General features: G+C 53.5%; 16 protein-coding genes. 9 read left to right on the top strand and 7 right to left on the bottom strand.

Going from position 1 to position 14,632, the window contains the following annotated elements; translation table 11 throughout:
* Position 1: 1 nt before the first annotated feature.
* The gene (gene mdtH / locus DDT56_RS06830; RefSeq protein WP_136165732.1) at positions 2 to 1,207 is read right to left on the bottom strand and encodes a multidrug efflux MFS transporter MdtH; all 1,206 of its coding nucleotides are present in this window, start codon (positions 1,205 to 1,207) and stop codon (positions 2 to 4) included.
* Between the two features lie 316 nt (positions 1,208 to 1,523).
* Here mdtH and rimJ point away from each other — a divergent pair, with 316 nt between their 5' ends.
* The 3 genes from rimJ (at position 1,524) to murJ (ending at position 4,472) form a co-directional block, all read left to right on the top strand.
* A complete protein-coding gene (gene rimJ, locus DDT56_RS06825) occupies positions 1,524 to 2,108 on the top strand; it encodes a ribosomal protein S5-alanine N-acetyltransferase (RefSeq protein WP_136165731.1) in 585 nt (194 codons plus the stop codon).
* Positions 2,109 to 2,117: 9 nt separating this feature from the next.
* Complete coding sequence (locus DDT56_RS06820; RefSeq protein ID WP_136165730.1) at positions 2,118 to 2,756, top strand: YceH family protein; 639 nt, start codon at positions 2,118 to 2,120, stop codon at positions 2,754 to 2,756.
* Positions 2,757 to 2,933: 177 nt separating this feature from the next.
* On the top strand, positions 2,934 to 4,472 hold the full coding sequence (murJ, locus tag DDT56_RS06815; protein WP_136165729.1) for a murein biosynthesis integral membrane protein MurJ: 1,539 nt from the start codon (positions 2,934 to 2,936) through the stop codon (positions 4,470 to 4,472).
* A 46-nt stretch (positions 4,473 to 4,518) separates the two neighbouring features.
* On the opposite strand, the gene argS is transcribed toward murJ, so the two are convergent.
* Positions 4,519 to 6,249: an arginine--tRNA ligase gene (gene argS, locus DDT56_RS06810; protein ID WP_136165728.1), complete on the bottom strand. Its 1,731-nt coding sequence runs from the start codon at positions 6,247 to 6,249 to the stop codon at positions 4,519 to 4,521.
* A gap of 646 nt (positions 6,250 to 6,895) precedes the next feature.
* Here argS and DDT56_RS06805 point away from each other — a divergent pair.
* The 5 genes from DDT56_RS06805 to DDT56_RS06785 all read left to right on the top strand — a co-directional run bounded on the left by DDT56_RS06805 (position 6,896) and on the right by DDT56_RS06785 (position 9,502).
* A complete protein-coding gene (locus DDT56_RS06805; protein ID WP_136165727.1) occupies positions 6,896 to 7,444 on the top strand; it encodes a VOC family protein in 549 nt (182 codons plus the stop codon).
* Positions 7,445 to 7,675: 231 nt separating this feature from the next.
* Complete coding sequence (cutC, locus tag DDT56_RS06800; RefSeq protein ID WP_136165726.1) at positions 7,676 to 8,434, top strand: copper homeostasis protein CutC; 759 nt, start codon at positions 7,676 to 7,678, stop codon at positions 8,432 to 8,434.
* A 165-nt stretch (positions 8,435 to 8,599) separates the two neighbouring features.
* Positions 8,600 to 8,842, top strand: a complete 243-nt coding sequence (locus DDT56_RS24590; protein ID WP_210416990.1) for a hypothetical protein — start codon at positions 8,600 to 8,602, stop codon at positions 8,840 to 8,842.
* Positions 8,843 to 8,869: 27 nt separating this feature from the next.
* Positions 8,870 to 9,046: a type II toxin-antitoxin system HicA family toxin gene (locus tag DDT56_RS06790; RefSeq protein ID WP_136165725.1), complete on the top strand. Its 177-nt coding sequence runs from the start codon at positions 8,870 to 8,872 to the stop codon at positions 9,044 to 9,046.
* A 48-nt stretch (positions 9,047 to 9,094) separates the two neighbouring features.
* Positions 9,095 to 9,502, top strand: a complete 408-nt coding sequence (locus tag DDT56_RS06785) for a type II toxin-antitoxin system HicB family antitoxin (protein ID WP_136165724.1) — start codon at positions 9,095 to 9,097, stop codon at positions 9,500 to 9,502.
* 596 nt (positions 9,503 to 10,098) lie between these two features.
* On the opposite strand, the gene DDT56_RS25175 is transcribed toward DDT56_RS06785, so the two are convergent.
* On the bottom strand, positions 10,099 to 10,353 hold the full coding sequence (locus DDT56_RS25175) for a DUF2542 family protein (RefSeq protein WP_136165722.1): 255 nt from the start codon (positions 10,351 to 10,353) through the stop codon (positions 10,099 to 10,101).
* 222 nt (positions 10,354 to 10,575) lie between these two features.
* Between DDT56_RS25175 and DDT56_RS06770 the strand changes: the two genes are divergently transcribed.
* Positions 10,576 to 11,118 (top strand): flavin reductase family protein, encoded by a 543-nt coding sequence (locus DDT56_RS06770; RefSeq protein ID WP_136165721.1) that lies wholly within the window; start codon positions 10,576 to 10,578, stop codon positions 11,116 to 11,118.
* Between the two features lie 40 nt (positions 11,119 to 11,158).
* Here the strand turns inward: DDT56_RS06770 and cmoB are convergent, their stop codons facing one another.
* The 4 genes from cmoB to DDT56_RS06750 all read right to left on the bottom strand — a co-directional run bounded on the left by cmoB (position 11,159) and on the right by DDT56_RS06750 (position 14,418).
* The gene (gene cmoB / locus DDT56_RS06765) at positions 11,159 to 12,130 is read right to left on the bottom strand and encodes a tRNA 5-methoxyuridine(34)/uridine 5-oxyacetic acid(34) synthase CmoB (protein ID WP_136165720.1); all 972 of its coding nucleotides are present in this window, start codon (positions 12,128 to 12,130) and stop codon (positions 11,159 to 11,161) included.
* A 3-nt stretch (positions 12,131 to 12,133) separates the two neighbouring features.
* Positions 12,134 to 12,871 (bottom strand): carboxy-S-adenosyl-L-methionine synthase CmoA, encoded by a 738-nt coding sequence (gene cmoA, locus DDT56_RS06760; protein WP_136165719.1) that lies wholly within the window; start codon positions 12,869 to 12,871, stop codon positions 12,134 to 12,136.
* Positions 12,872 to 13,031: 160 nt separating this feature from the next.
* Positions 13,032 to 13,427 carry an MAPEG family protein gene (locus DDT56_RS06755; RefSeq protein ID WP_136165718.1) on the bottom strand — a complete coding sequence of 132 codons (396 nt, stop codon included), beginning with the start codon at positions 13,425 to 13,427 and terminating at the stop codon, positions 13,032 to 13,034.
* Between the two features lie 178 nt (positions 13,428 to 13,605).
* Positions 13,606 to 14,418, bottom strand: a complete 813-nt coding sequence (locus DDT56_RS06750) for a DUF72 domain-containing protein (protein ID WP_136165717.1) — start codon at positions 14,416 to 14,418, stop codon at positions 13,606 to 13,608.
* Positions 14,419 to 14,632 lie beyond the last annotated feature (214 nt).

Raw genomic sequence — 14,632 nt, 5'->3', positions numbered from 1 at the left:
ATCAGTGACCGCCGAGCATGGCCGGTTCAATACGGCGCTGGTTGAACTGCCAGTAGAGCGCACCCAGGGTCAGCAGGCCGATAACGCCCAAAATAAACCAGGGCAATTCCGGCTGCTCCAGGGCATGCCCGGCGTCGAACAGCCAGCCGCCGCCGCTATAGCCGACGGCTCCTCCCAACGCCAGCCCCAGACGGCTGAACCCCATATAGCTGCCCCTTGCCCGGGCATCCGCCAGAGAGGCGCTCAGCGTTTCGCGCGCCGGTTCGGCGATAATCGCGCCCACATAAAACAGGCTGATTAACATCAGCAGGGATTGCAAGCCGGTCGTCAGACCGATGGGGAACAGGCTGACGGTCATAATCAGCAACCCGGCCATCAGGCGTTGTTCCAGGCGGTAACGTTTTTCGCTCCAGCGCGCGATGGGGTAAAGCAGGGTCAGCGACAGGGCGGCTTCAATGGCGTACATCCATTTTATCGCCGTTGGCGTACCGGCGATTTCATTGACCATGATCGGCAGCATCAGCAATACCTGCACGGAGAGCATGTAATAGCCGGTCAGCGTTAACACATAGGTCAGGAAACGACGATCGCGGATAACGCGCGTCATGCCTTCCAGCATCGGCGTTCTGATCGTCGAGGTGCGATACGCCGGCAACAGCCATCCGTTCAGCGCCGCCGCCAACACGAAAATAACCGCGCCGACCCAGCAAACCACCTCGAAGTCGTACTTGAGCAGCCAACTGCCGATCAGCGCGCCGAGCACCGCCCCGGCGCTGTCCTGCATCATCAGCAGGGAATAGAAACGGCCGCGCTCCTGGGGGCGGACCAGCTTAACCACCAGCGCCGTTCGCGGCGGATCGAACAGCGTGCCGCCCAGCCCGGAAAGGGCGCAGGACAGCCATAAAATCCAGGGCTGATCGGCTATAGCCATAAAAACGAAACCCGCGGCGCGTAACAGCATGCCGGCGATAATCATCGGTTTCGCACCGAACCGGTCGGCAATGGCGCCGGAGAAAATCCCCAGTCCTTGTTGAATCAGCTGGCGTAATCCCAACGCAATACCGACTAATAACGCGGCCCACCCCAACTGATCGACAAAGCGAATGGAAATAAGGGGAAACACCACAAAGAATCCCAGTACCACCAGCATATTATCGAGTAATAGAAAATATTTACCCAAGCTCCGAGCTTGCGACATCAGGGGCATGTTTCACCACGAGGAATAAGGGAGAAAAAATAACGGACGTGACTATTTTGTACTCTATTTCCGGTTTCGAATAGCCTGTTGCTGGATAATATTTTTTTATCGTCTGAGCGCTATCCGAGTAGGTATTGCGTAAAAACATCGGCTTTACCGAACCGATCGCACAATAACTCAGCGACGGGGGTTTTACGGCAGAGAATTTATCCGGTTATAGTAAGCTTACCGGCGGTATACGATATTTTCTGCTTACAGGAAGTATTGCTCTGTCTATATCCGATGAATTTTACTTATCGAACAACCCGCAACCCAGGGGGGAGGAATGTTTGGCTATCGTTCTACGCCAGCAAAAGTTCATTTAACGACCGATCGGCTGGTGGTGCGTTTGGCTCATGAGCGAGATGCCTGGCGTCTTGCTGAATACTATGCGGAGAATCGTGATTTTCTTAAGCCCTGGGAGCCGGTGCGGGATGTCAGCCATTGCTATCCCTCTGGCTGGCAGGCGCGCCTGAGCGTGATTAATGATATGCACAAGCAGGGCAGCGCCTACTATTTTCTGCTGCTCGACCCGAATGAAAACGAGGTCTGGGGGGTGGCGAATTTCAGTAATGTGCTGCGGGGATCGTTCCATGCCTGCTATCTGGGGTACTCTCTGGGCGAAAAATGGCAAGGGAAGGGGTTGATGTACGAAGCGCTCCAGCCCGCTTTACGCTATATGCAGCGTCAACAGCGCATGCATCGAATTATGGCTAACTATATGCCGCATAATCATCGCAGCGGAAATCTACTGTCCCGTCTGGGGTTTGTGCGCGAGGGGTATGCGAAAAATTATCTGCTTATTGACGGTAAATGGCAGGACCACGTTCTGACCGCCCTCACTAACAATGACTGGACGCCACAGCGCTAAGGAATTGTGATGAAATATCAGCTGACGGCCCGCGAGGCCAGAGTGATTGGCTGTATGTTGGAAAAGCAGATCACCACGCCGGAACAGTATCCGATGTCGTTAAACGGCGTGACGACGGCCTGCAATCAGAAAACCAACCGCGAACCGGTGATGGATCTGAGCGAAAGCGACGTCCAGCAAACGCTGGATTTGCTGGTAAAAAAACATTTCCTGCGCACCCTCAGCGGTTTCGGCAATCGGGTGATGAAATATGAGCATCGCTTTTGCAATTCTGAGTTCGGCGATCTGAAGTTTTCCCCGGCAGAGGTGGCTCTGGTGGCGACATTGCTGCTGCGCGGCGCGCAAACGCCCGGCGAGTTGCGCACCCGGGCCGGCCGTCTGCATGAATTTGCCGACGTCAATGAAGTGGAAAACGTGCTGGCGCAGCTACAGCAACGGGAAGACGGGCCGTTCGTGGTGCGGCTGGCGCGTGAACCCGGTAAGCGGGAAAGCCGCTATATGCATCTTTTCAGCGGCGAACCCAGTGAAGAGACGGCGCCGGATACGGATGACCGCGCGGCCGAGGAACACCCGCTGGCCGACAGGGTCGCGGTACTGGAGAAAGAGGTCGCCGAGCTTAAGCGCCAACTGGCGGAGCTGTTGGCCTGAACGCCCGATGACCCGGCGCGGCATTAAAGGACGGCTGAGAAAGCGCTGAAAAGTTCGGCGCTTATCGCAATAGCTGGTGGCTATTGGGCGCGCAATGCGTAGACTAGTCGCACCGCGCAATCAGGATGACCGCAGAACGGTCGATAATAGTCCCCGGACATTTCAGAATATAATCGGATGAATTTACTTAAATCACTGGCGGCCGTCAGTTCAATGACCATGCTTTCGCGCCTGTTGGGTTTCGTGCGTGATGCGATAGTGGCGCGGGTTTTCGGTGCGGGCATGGCGACGGACGCCTTTTTCGTCGCCTTTAAGCTGCCGAACCTGCTGCGCCGTATTTTTGCCGAGGGCGCGTTCTCTCAGGCTTTCGTTCCTATCCTGGCCGAATATAAAAGCCAGCAGGGCGACGAGGCGACCCGCACCTTTTTGGCTTACGTTTCCGGCATGTTGACGTTGATTCTGGCGTTAGTCACCGTGGCGGGGATGCTGGCGGCGCCGTGGGTGATTATGGTCACCGCGCCGGGTTTCGCGGCGACGCCCGATCGCTTTGAACTGACATCGGCGCTGCTGCGGGTGACGTTCCCCTACATCCTGCTGATCTCCCTGACGTCGATGGTGGGGTCGGTGCTGAATACCTGGAACCGCTTCTCGGTTCCGGCGTTTGCGCCGACGCTGTTAAACGTCAGCATGATCGGTTTCGCCCTGTTTGCCACGCCCTATTTTGACCCGCCGGTAATGGCGCTGGCCTGGGCGGTGCTGGTGGGGGGGATGCTTCAGCTCGGCTACCAGTTGCCGCATCTGAAAAAGATCGGCATGCTGGTATTGCCGCGCCTCAAATGGCGCGATCCCCGCGTCTGGCGGGTGATGAAACTGATGGGCCCGGCGGTTCTGGGGGTGTCCGTCAGCCAGATATCGCTGATCATCAATACGATTTTCGCCTCGTTTCTCAGCGAAGGGGCGGTGTCGTGGATGTACTACGCCGATCGGTTAATGGAGTTTCCGTCGGGGGTGCTGGGCGTGGCGTTGGGCACCATTCTTCTGCCTTCGCTGGCGAAAAGCTTCTCCAGCGGCAACCATGACGAATACTCGCGTCTGATGGACTGGGGATTGCGTCTGTGCTTTTTGCTGGCGCTCCCCAGCGCGGTCGCCTTGGGGATTCTGGCGCAGCCGTTGACGGTTTCGCTGTTCCAATATGGGAAATTCAGCGCCTTTGATGCGGCGATGACGCAGCGTGCGTTAATTGCCTATTCCGTGGGGCTGATGGGGCTTATCGTCGTCAAGGTGCTGGTGCCCGGTTTTTATTCGCGGCAGGATATCAAGACGCCGGTAAAAATCGCCGTGGTAACGCTGGTGCTGACGCAGGTCATGAACCTGATCTTTATCGGTCCGCTGCAACATGCGGGGCTGGCGCTTTCCATCGGCCTGGCGTCCTGTCTGAATGCCGGACTGCTGTTCTGGCAACTGCGTAAACAGGATATTTTCCATCCCCAACCCGGCTGGCGCCGTTTTCTGCTGAAACTGGCCGCGGCGGTTGTGGTGATGTCGCTGGCGTTGATCGGCATGCTGTGGTGGATGCCCGCCTGGGACAGCGGCACTATGGCTTTCAGGCTGCTGCGGCTGACGGCGTTGGTGATGGTCGGCGCGGGGGCGTACTTCGCCACGCTGGCCCTGCTGGGGTTCCGTCCGCGGGATTTCGCCCGGCGCGGCGTGAAATAACAAACGCCCGGAGTTCGGGCGTTTGTCACGCTGGTGCGGCGAAGGATTACATCTTCTCTACGGTATCAATCCCCAGGGTATCCAAACCCTGTTTCAGCGTTTTGGCCGTCAGCAGCGCCAGTTTCAGGCGGCTTTGACGCAGTTCGTCATTTTCCGCATTCAAAATCGGGCAATGCTCGTAAAAACCGGAGAACAGGCCCGCTAAATCATACAAATAGGCGCACATCACATGCGGAGTGCCGTCACGGGCGACGGTGGTGACGGTTTCTTCAAATTGCAGCAGGCGAGCGGCGAGAACAAATTCACGCTCCTCGTGCAGGGTAATGGGCTGAGTCAGGCTGTTTTCCTGAATGCCGGCGCGTTTAAAAATCGAGATAACGCGGGTATAGGCATATTGCATATAAGGCGCGGTGTTGCCTTCGAATGCCAGCATGTTATCCCAGTCAAAAATGTAATCGGTGGTGCGGTTTTTGGACAGGTCGGCATATTTTACCGCGCCGATGGAAACCACCCTGGCGAGCTGTTGCAGCTCATCGCTCTCCATTTGCGGATTTTTTTCGGCGATGAGCCGGCAAGCGCGCTCATAAGCCTCGTCCAGCAGATCGGAAAGCTTGATGGTGCCGCCGGCGCGGGTTTTAAACGGTTTGCCGTCCTTGCCCAGCATCATGCCGAACATATGGTGTTCCAGGCTGACGGAATCCGGTACGTAACCGGCCTTGCGCACAATGGCCCAGGCCTGCATCAGATGCTGGTGCTGGCGAGAGTCGATATAGTAAAGCACGCGGTCGGCGTTCAGCGTCTCATAGCGGTATTTCGCACAGGCGATATCGGTGGTGGTGTAGAGGTAGCCGCCATCCTTCTTCTGGATGATAACGCCCATCGGCTCGCCTTCCTTGTTCTTGAACTCATCCAGGAAAACCACCGTCGCGCCTTCGCTCTCCACCGCCAGACCTTTCGCTTTCAGGTCGGCGACTATCTCCGGCAGCATGCTGTTATACAAACTTTCGCCCATAACGTCATCTTTGGTCAGCGTGACGTTGAGACGATCGTAAGTGAGCTGATTTTGCGTCATGGTGATGTCGATAAGCTTGCGCCACAGTTGGCGGCAATATTCGTCCCCCCCCTGTAGCTTGACCACATAGCCTCTGGCGCGTTCGGCAAATGCGGCATCGTCGTCATAGTGCTTCTTCGCTTCACGGTAGAACGCTTCGAGATCGGACAGCGCCATCTCGCCGGCGCTGTCATTCTGCACTTTTTCGAGATAGGCGATCAGCATGCCGAACTGCGTGCCCCAGTCGCCGACGTGGTTGGCGCGAATAACATGGTGGCCGAGGAATTCCAGGGTACGAACGGCCGCATCGCCGATAATGGTGGAACGCAGGTGACCGACGTGCATTTCTTTCGCCACGTTGGGGGCGGAATAATCGACAACGATAGTTTGTGGTTCAACCGGTGTTACGCCCAGTTTCGGGGCATTCAGTGCCTTCTCTGCCTGGCTGGCGACCCATTGTTTATCAAGGAAAATATTGATAAAGCCAGGGCCGGCGATTTCTGTTTTGGCGGCGATGCCGTCCAGCGCTAAAAGCTGGACCACTTTTTCAGCCAACAGACGCGGCGGCATGCCGAGTTTTTTGGCAACGGCCATCACGCCGTTGGCCTGATAATCGCCAAACTGTACTTTTGCCGACTGGCGGACCTGCGCCTCGCTGCCAACAGGGGCACCCGCCGCAGCCAATGCCTGGCTGACTTTTTCGGAGAGAAGAGCCTGAATATTCACCGGTTTACCTTAAATAAAAAATCAAGCCCTGCTTATACCATATTTGCCTTTACGAGTCAGCAGATGGCATACGCGGCGGGTGACATGCTTGGATTAGAAGGGGGGAGGAGTAAGGTAAACCGGATGATATTCGCGAGGGCTGCTGCAATTTTTTATGTATAGTAAGGGGAAACGCTAAGCGCGCTTGGTTAACGTTTCCTGGTTTTGGAGTTCACCCCGATTTTGTGTTCATTTTTGGTTTTAAAATGACGAAAAATAGCGTACGCCGCAATGACGATCAGCAGAATTGAAATGATTAATAGCACCATGATGATAACTCGACCTTATTATTAAGAAGTTCAAATTATCCTTTTTCCTTTCTTCATTCAATGGACATTTTTTTATTTAAGACAACTCTCAATAAAAGTTGCGTAAGGTAGCCGATGCCAACTACCGGTGGGTTTTTTGTTTGTTAATTCCACCTGGTTACTTTGCTTTCTTTAGATTTTACTATGGCGTTTAGTGCTGAAAGCACGAATAACTAAAAGAACCAATAACTAAAAAAAAGTCGAAATAGAACTGCGTTAAAAAAACATGGATGCGATATTATCACCATGTAAATTAATGCCTGACGGTTTGCGTGGATAGTGAGGAGTTCATACCCGGTATGTTACCAGAAGAGTTAACGATGGATTTAGTTCGTTTTGAGCGGGAGTTAAATGAGTTTGCCGCGGTACTTCAGCTGGATTTGACCAGATTCAGCGCCGATCATATTTCGCTGCGCTGTCATCAAAATTCGACCGCTGAGCGCTGGAAAACACAATTATTGCGCGTCGGCACGCTGCTTTCCGAAAACCTGATTAACGGGCGTACTATCTGCTTGTTTATATTAGACACGGCGATAAAAGTCGGCCCCTGGCGGATTGATTGCATCGAGCTGCCCTGGCCGGGAAAGAAGAGCTATCCCCATGAAGGATGGGAACACGTGGAGCTGCTATTGCCGGGCGATGCGGATTCGCTGCATCAGAGAGCGCTGGCCTGTTTATCCGACCAGGCTCTGCGTACCTCCGGCGTCAAACTTCATTTCAGTTCGCCGCAGGGTGAAAAAGAACGGATACCTAATCCGACAACGGCTGTAACCAATGGAAAAATAACCATAAAGTTTCATCCGTTTGATATTCGGGATATTGTGGCGGATGAAAATCGTGGCGATTGAGTTTTTTTGCGTTGCATGGTTTTTCAACCGTTTAATACATTAATAGAACGATGGTTTATGTCATATTTATTTCCATTATATCGCGTTCATTGTGATCGTCATCTCCTCACGATGCGCCCTTGAATGCCATAGTGATTAGCTATTCTCGTAATTAAGAAGGGGCCGACGATCTTCATATAATTAGGGGAAATGTAATTGAGTGATATTTAGCGGTTTTAAATGGAGGTGGATATGCCCAAGCTGGAGGTATGTTGCTATAGCATTGAATGCGCAATAACCGCCGAGCAGGCCGGCGCAGATCGGATCGAACTCTGTTCCGGGCTACGCGACGGCGGGTTAACGCCGGGATACGGCGTTTTGCGGCTGGCGGACGAAAAAATAGCGATTCCCGTTCATCCTATTGTTCGGCCGCGCGGCGGTGATTTTTGCTACGATGCAACGGAATTCGCGGCGATTAAATATGATATCGAGCAAATCCGCGATATGGGGTTTCCCGGCGTGGTGGTGGGCATTCTGGATGCCGAAGGACATATCGATTTACCGCGGATGAAAGAAATCATGTCGCTGACTCAGGGCATGGCGGTGACCTTTCACCGCGCCTTCGATCTGTGTCTGAACCCTTACCTGGCGCTGGAACAGCTGACCGATCTGGGCGTTTCACGGATCCTGACCTCCGGGCAGCAGCAGACCGCGGAAAACGGATTGGTATTATTACGTGAACTAACTCAGGCTAGCCGTGGTCCAATCATTATGGCCGGATCCGGTGTGCGATTAACCAACCTTCATAAGTTTCGGCAAAGCGGTATTCAGGAGCTGCACAGCTCCGCCGGGCAGTGGTCTTCATCCGTGATGCGGTATCGCAAAATTGGCGTGTCCATGTGTTCGGATAGCGAGATGGATGAGTTCAGCCAGTACGGCGTTGACGGCGATATCGTGGCCGCGATGAAACGGGCATTGAGTTCGGACTATGAAATCTCATCGGTTTCATAACGTTTTTCAGGTTGAGTCATACTCGGCCTGCCAGAGCACCCTTGCCGCGCAGCATACCAACAGGTTGCTTGCGAGTACCAAGCCCCGGCGTGTTGCCGGGGCTTTTTTTATGTGCGCCCGGCATGGGCGCACTCCTGGAGGTGCAAGTCCTCCCGTAAGTTGGTTATGACGAACGAAGTGAAGCGCAAGTGCGTGAGGGCGACCGAACGTGCGGAGGAAGCGTGGAGCGTAAATCGCGAGCCGATGGACAAGAACCGCATAGAAGGCGTTGCCGAGCAGGGCGAGCGGGCAATAAACCGCAAAGCTCTTATGGGGTTGGAAACAGAAATATTTCAATTTACACAGCAGGAAACACCACTGCCCAGTAAACAAAAATGTTTACACGGTAAGCATAAATGTTTACTGTAATGACATGTTCAACAGAATGGAGGACTGGTGAAGCAAAGCGAGTTCAGGCGGTGGCTTGAATCTCAGGGAGTCGAAGTTTCAAACGCTACCAACCACTTGAAGCTGAGATTCAACGGGAAGCGAAGCGTAATGCCAAGACACCCAAGCGCTGAGATAAAAGAACCTCTTAGACAGGCCATACTCAAGCAGTTAGGGCTTAAATAACAAACCAGTCCTTCGGGGCTGGTACTCGCGGAGATTCATCATAACGATATGCGATATCCTGTAAAATTAGAGCCAGACAGCGGCGGTTATGTTGTGAGTTTTCCTGATATCCCTGAAGCATTAACTCAGGGGGATACGAAAGAGGAAGCATTAGCGATGGCGCTTGATGCGCTGGTAACATCCTTTGATTTTTACTTTGAGGATAACCAGCGCATTCCATTACCGGGAGAAACTACCGGTGATTATGTTGAGATTCCATCCAGCGTGGCGGCAAAAGTCATCATGCTGAATGCCTTTGTCGATTCCGGTTTAACTCAGGTTGAGTTGGCTTCGCGTATGGGGATTAAAAAGCAGGAAGTAACGCGGTTGTTTGATCTGCACCACTCAACGAAAATAGACACAATTCAGAAAGCGCTCACCGTGCTGGGTAAGCGTCTGGAATTGGTTGCTGCTTAATGTGTTAACCTAAATCACTATGCGTTAAGGCTGCTGCGTTGTACATGCTATAGCTGCGCAGTAGCTGCAGGGCTATTTTTTCGTGAAGTACCGATCTAGCGGGTCATGGTATGTGTATTTGCGATAAAAAAATAGCCAAAGAACGCCACCCAGTATTGCTCCGATAAGAGAAAGCCTTAGATATATGATTCGCCTAAAATTGTAAAAATCGGAAAAAGAATACGTACTTTTCAATAGATCAATAATTACTCCATTGATAATCAGGTCACAAACGAACGCGACGACTGGAAGTGCCACGGCAAATGCCATAACAAGGTAGGCAAGCAGGGCAATCCTGACTTTTGTGTTAAAGCGCATATCTCGTCCTTCAGACCCCGTTTGAATAGCGAATATTACCATATCAATGAGTTAGATTCGGCCTGACATCTGAGCTGGCCTAGGATGCATAATTCAATAAAGCCTTTGGTTATGGGCAGGCAGTTTACTGGATTGACTAGCTGCCGATGGTGATAGACCAGGATGATAGTCAGCTATGCGGGATACGCGAGGCTGAATCAGAGCGGGCGCAGCAAGAGCGGGGCGTGATAGCTAAGAGATCAGGGTAATAGTGGGTAATGTTTGTTCAGTAAATATGCAGCGAGCCCAATCATGCACAAACCAATCAGACACCAGGAAACAACGTGCCAGTAAAAGTTGACTGGTGATCTTTCTCGATAGACGAAATAGTCCTTAAAAGTACCGTTGTACCACGCCTTGAACACACCGGTTCGCAGGGATTTTAATGAATGGATAGTGTAAAAACATCCGACGACACACAACGCAATCAATAAAAGAATGAAGTCCCATTCCATAAGCACCTTTCCTTGATTTGTTTTTTGCTCTCGATAATAAGTGTCGTTGTTACTTTAGTAAACCGGGCGTCGTTGATGTGAACGCCTATGAGGCGATAACAGGAGAGTGGTGTATCTTTAAGTAAAGGCTTCTCGGTATGGTAAGTCGCTGGACGATGTTTTGTAATGATGCCAGACGTCATTCTCATACCCGGGGGCGCAAAATAAAAGATGGAGGCAAATATGCAAAGTCTTCCTATTGAGAAAGCGTTCACTCTGCTAGAGCCGGGACCGGTTGTGCTGGTCACCACGAACGATGGTCGGAAAGATAACGTGATGACCATCACCTGGACGATGGTGCTGGATTTCTCGGCCTCATTCGCCATAACGACCGGATCGTGGAACTATTCCTATGCCGCACTGCAAACCTCGAAAGAATGTGTGATTTCAATCCCCACGGTCGATATGATCGATACCGTTGTCGGTATAGGGACATGCTCGGGGCAAGACACCGACAAGTTTGACCGCTTCGGACTTACGCCCTTACCGGGCCGGCATGTCCGCGCGCCGCTGATCAAGGAGAGCCTTGCCAACATAGAGTGCCGGGTTACCGATATCATCGATCAATACGGCATCATCGTGCTCGACGGCGTTGCGGCGTATTACGATGACACGCGTGCCGAGCAGAGAACCATCCACGCCGTCGGCGATGGCACGTTTATTGTGGATGGCCGCAGGATTGACAGAAAGGAGATGATGCGCTCCAAGCTGCCGGACGGAGTCTAGCGTTCCATCCGGCTCCCTTTAGCGCTATTTCTGCGCCGTATCAGGGCTTGCGGGCGACCAATACCGCGCGTACCGGCGCCGGGTAGCCCTCCACGGTTTTACTTTGGTCGTGCGGATCGAGAAAATCGGCCAGCGATTCGCTGATCATCCAGTCGGTTCTGCGCTGTTCCTGCGGCGTGGTTGTGCAGATATCCACCACCCGAACATCGGCAAATCCGCATTTTCGCAGCCACTGGGTCAGCGCGGCGGCGGAAGGGATAAAGTAGACGTTACGCATCTGCGCGTAGCGTTCTCCCGGCACCAGCACCTGATTTTCATCGCCTTCGACGACCAGCGTCTCCAGCACCAGTTCGCCGCCGGACACCAGCTGGTTTTTCAACTGCCATAGATGGTCGAGCGGCGAGCGGCGGTGGTACAACACGCCCATGGAAAAAACCGTGTCGAACGCCGCCAGTTCCGGTAACTGTTCGATACCGAGGGGCAGGACATGGGCGCGCCGATCGTCGCCCAACAGTTTTCGCACCGCTTCGAACTGGCATAAAAACAGCTGCATGGGATCGATACCCACCGCCAGGCGCGCGCCCGCGCCCACCATGCGCCACAGGTGGTAGCCGCTGCCGCAGCCGACGTCGAGAACCAGACGATCGCGCAGCGGACTGATATGGGGGAGCACGCGCCGCCATTTCCAGTCAGAGCGCCATTCGGTGTCGATATCTACCCCATAAAGCGAAAACGGCCCTTTGCGCCACGGCATCAGGTTGCGCAGCAGCATTTCTATCCCTTCGCGCTGGCCGACGGAAATATCCGGCGTCATGCCGGCGGTTACGCCGTCGGCCAGATCCAACTGAGTGGGGGAGAGGGCGGGAAGATGTTCCAGGGTGTTAAACCACAGTTTGAACTTACCGTGCAGCGACTCCTGCTGCCAGCGGCTCAACTGCGGGGGCAGGGTATTAAGCCAGTGGCTCAGCGGGCCTTTGGCGATTTGCTGATAAAAATTGCCGAAATCGATCACAACCTATCCTTCCGTCTTGAGCGCCAGTAATGAACCAAAGTTAAAACATTGGAACCACAGATCGACGTGCTCAAAGCCTGCCAGTTTGAGTCGATTTTTATGCGTGTCCACGGTATCCGTCAGCATGACGTTTTCCAGCATGCTGCGTTTCTGGCTGATTTCCAATTCGCTGTAGCCGTTGGCGCGCTTGAAGTCGTGGTGCATGTTGAACAACAGCTCATCCACTCTGCCATCGGCAAAGCTGAATTTTTCGGACAGCACCAGTACGCCGCCCGGCTTTAACCCTTGATAGACCCGGTCGAGCAACAACTGGCGGTTGGCCGGCTCCAGAAACTGAATGGTGAAGTTCAGCACCGCCATGGAGGCGTTTGCTATTTCAATATCCAGAATATCGGTTTCAAGTACCTCTACCGGCGTGTCGGAGCGGAAAGCTTCGATATGATGGCGACAGCGTTTTATCATCGCCGGCGAATTATCCACCGCGATGATTTTACAGCCCGGCACGTGAATATTGCGGCGCATCGACAAGGTGGCGGCACCCAGCGAACAGCCCAGATCGTAAACCTGGCTATGCGGCTGCACGAAACGTTCCGCCAGCATGCCAATCATCGAAATGATGTTGGAATAGCCGGGAACGGAGCGCTGAATCATATCGGGAAAGACTTCAGCAACGCGTTCATCGAATGTCCAGTCGCCCAGATTGGCGATAGGAGCGGAAAAAAGCAGGTCGCGGTTTGGCATGGTAAAAATAATGGCTGAGATAGGTAATCAAGGGGGCGTATTCTAGCAGAATGACGCGATAAAGCATGTATCCCCTTCACCTTTCGAGTTGCGGGGCCTGCAGCGAGAGAACGGATGAAGCCGGCGCCGTCATCCTTTTCATCCCATCGCCCGACGCGTTCTAATACAGGGTAAAAACCATTTCCCACGGCAGATAGTAGAGATTGGCCAGGGACATCAGGAGCAGCGAGGCGTAGGTCGCCGCCATGCCCGAGCGTCGCCAGCGGAATTCACGCTGGCGCAGGCCGTAGTAATGAAACAGGCGCCCGACGATCAACAGCATGCCGCACAGGTGGAGCATCGCGGCGATGGCGCCGTTCATTTCCATCAAAACCAGCAGAATGGCGCCGATAGGAATATATTCCACCGCATTGCCATGAACCCGAATGGCCGTCTGAAGTTCATAAAACCCACCGTCGCCATAGGCTACACGGTACTGCATTCTGAGTTTAACCACGTCGACAGACAACTTTATCAACAACAATGCGCCAAACACCACATAGAGCGCGCTTACCATTTTTAACTCCGTGACCTGACCGAAAACGGCTTGCAGAATAATAGCTTCCCGCAGCGCAACTGTCGCCTGTACAAGGCAACTTTTTTTATCTGAAATGAGGAGGGGTAAGGCATTGTTTATAAGAAATAGGACTAATGAGCGGCGGCGGCGCTATTCGCCGACCGCCGGAGCGCGGCCGTTAAAATAGCGACTCCTGCCGGGGCCAGTCCGGCTGCGGCGGCAAGGCGGGAATAATGTCGCTCAGCAGCGGCCACAGCCGTTGCGCCAGCGCCGGCGCATCGCCGATATCGGGGGTGTGAATAAACAGAAAAGGCTCGGCGTGCGACCACTGCGGCAGTTTTTTCAGCCACGGCTGAAACCAGTGCAGATTTTCCTGCAAATTTTCACTGCCGATAAAGCGAATCAAAGGCTGGGCGGCGGTCAACAGCGCATGAACCGGCAGACGCGGCTTTTTGCGTTGCGCTTCGCGCATGGCGGGGCTGTCCGGCGCGGCATGATGTACCGGGCGGCTGTCCATGATGACGCGGTTAATCCCGCGCAGCTGTAAACCCTGATTCAAGGCGCGCTCGCTGTCGCCTTTAGCAAAAAACTGCGGGTGGCGCACCTCCACGCCGTAGCTGAATCCCTGCGGCAGCGCATCAAGAAAGCGCCACAGTACCTCAAGCTGAGGCGGACCGAAGGCGGCGGGCAGTTGCACCCAGAGTTGCCCGATGCGTCCCGCCAGCGGTTCCAGACAGTGAAAGAAGGCGGCTACCTCCTGTTCACAATGCTGCAAGGCGGCCTGATGGCTGATGGCGGAGGGAAATTTAAAGCAGAAACGGAACTCGTCCGTGGTCATATCGCGCCAGCGCGTCACCAGCTCGCGGCCGGGTAAGGCGTAAAACGTGGTATTCCCTTCCACGCAGTTAAAGTAGCGGGAATAATCAGCCAGATCGTGCAATCCTAAACGACTCCAGGCAGGATGTTGCCATTGAGGTAATCCGATATACATTATTCTGTTCCGGTAACAAATTAAGGCTATATTAGCGATCATTTCATTAACCGATAATGAAAATTGTCAAAAAGAGTGTGCGGGCAAACCGCAGAGCGTTACCTTCATACTTATCGTCCGGGGGAATTTCCTTTATAATAGCCGCCTTTTTTCACCGGACAGTAATCCAGAAAAACCATGCCGTTCAGCAAAGACACCACGGCTTTTTCCGTTG

Source organism: Brenneria corticis, from assembly GCF_003115855.1.
GTDB classification, from domain to species: domain Bacteria; phylum Pseudomonadota; class Gammaproteobacteria; order Enterobacterales; family Enterobacteriaceae; genus Brenneria; species Brenneria corticis.
Note: the sequence above shows the minus strand (reverse complement) of the source record. Positions and strands in the feature narration are given on the sequence as shown.

What these genes read in the sequence shown, in the direction of transcription:
- mdtH (WP_136165732.1), bottom strand. Translation starts at nt 1,207, where the DNA reads ATGCCCCTGATGTCGCAAGCTCGGAGCTTGGGTAAATATTTTCTATTA.
- rimJ (WP_136165731.1), top strand. Translation starts at nt 1,524, where the DNA reads ATGTTTGGCTATCGTTCTACGCCAGCAAAAGTTCATTTAACGACCGAT.
- DDT56_RS06820 (WP_136165730.1), top strand. Translation starts at nt 2,118, where the DNA reads ATGAAATATCAGCTGACGGCCCGCGAGGCCAGAGTGATTGGCTGTATG.
- murJ (WP_136165729.1), top strand. Translation starts at nt 2,934, where the DNA reads ATGAATTTACTTAAATCACTGGCGGCCGTCAGTTCAATGACCATGCTT.
- DDT56_RS06805 (WP_136165727.1), top strand. Translation starts at nt 6,896, where the DNA reads ATGTTACCAGAAGAGTTAACGATGGATTTAGTTCGTTTTGAGCGGGAG.
- cutC (WP_136165726.1), top strand. Translation starts at nt 7,676, where the DNA reads ATGCCCAAGCTGGAGGTATGTTGCTATAGCATTGAATGCGCAATAACC.
- DDT56_RS24590 (WP_210416990.1), top strand. Translation starts at nt 8,600, where the DNA reads ATGACGAACGAAGTGAAGCGCAAGTGCGTGAGGGCGACCGAACGTGCG.
- DDT56_RS06785 (WP_136165724.1), top strand. Translation starts at nt 9,095, where the DNA reads ATGCGATATCCTGTAAAATTAGAGCCAGACAGCGGCGGTTATGTTGTG.
- DDT56_RS25175 (WP_136165722.1), bottom strand. Translation starts at nt 10,353, where the DNA reads ATGGAATGGGACTTCATTCTTTTATTGATTGCGTTGTGTGTCGTCGGA.
- DDT56_RS06770 (WP_136165721.1), top strand. Translation starts at nt 10,576, where the DNA reads ATGCAAAGTCTTCCTATTGAGAAAGCGTTCACTCTGCTAGAGCCGGGA.
- cmoA (WP_136165719.1), bottom strand. Translation starts at nt 12,871, where the DNA reads ATGCCAAACCGCGACCTGCTTTTTTCCGCTCCTATCGCCAATCTGGGC.
- DDT56_RS06755 (WP_136165718.1), bottom strand. Translation starts at nt 13,427, where the DNA reads ATGGTAAGCGCGCTCTATGTGGTGTTTGGCGCATTGTTGTTGATAAAG.
- DDT56_RS06750 (WP_136165717.1), bottom strand. Translation starts at nt 14,418, where the DNA reads ATGTATATCGGATTACCTCAATGGCAACATCCTGCCTGGAGTCGTTTA.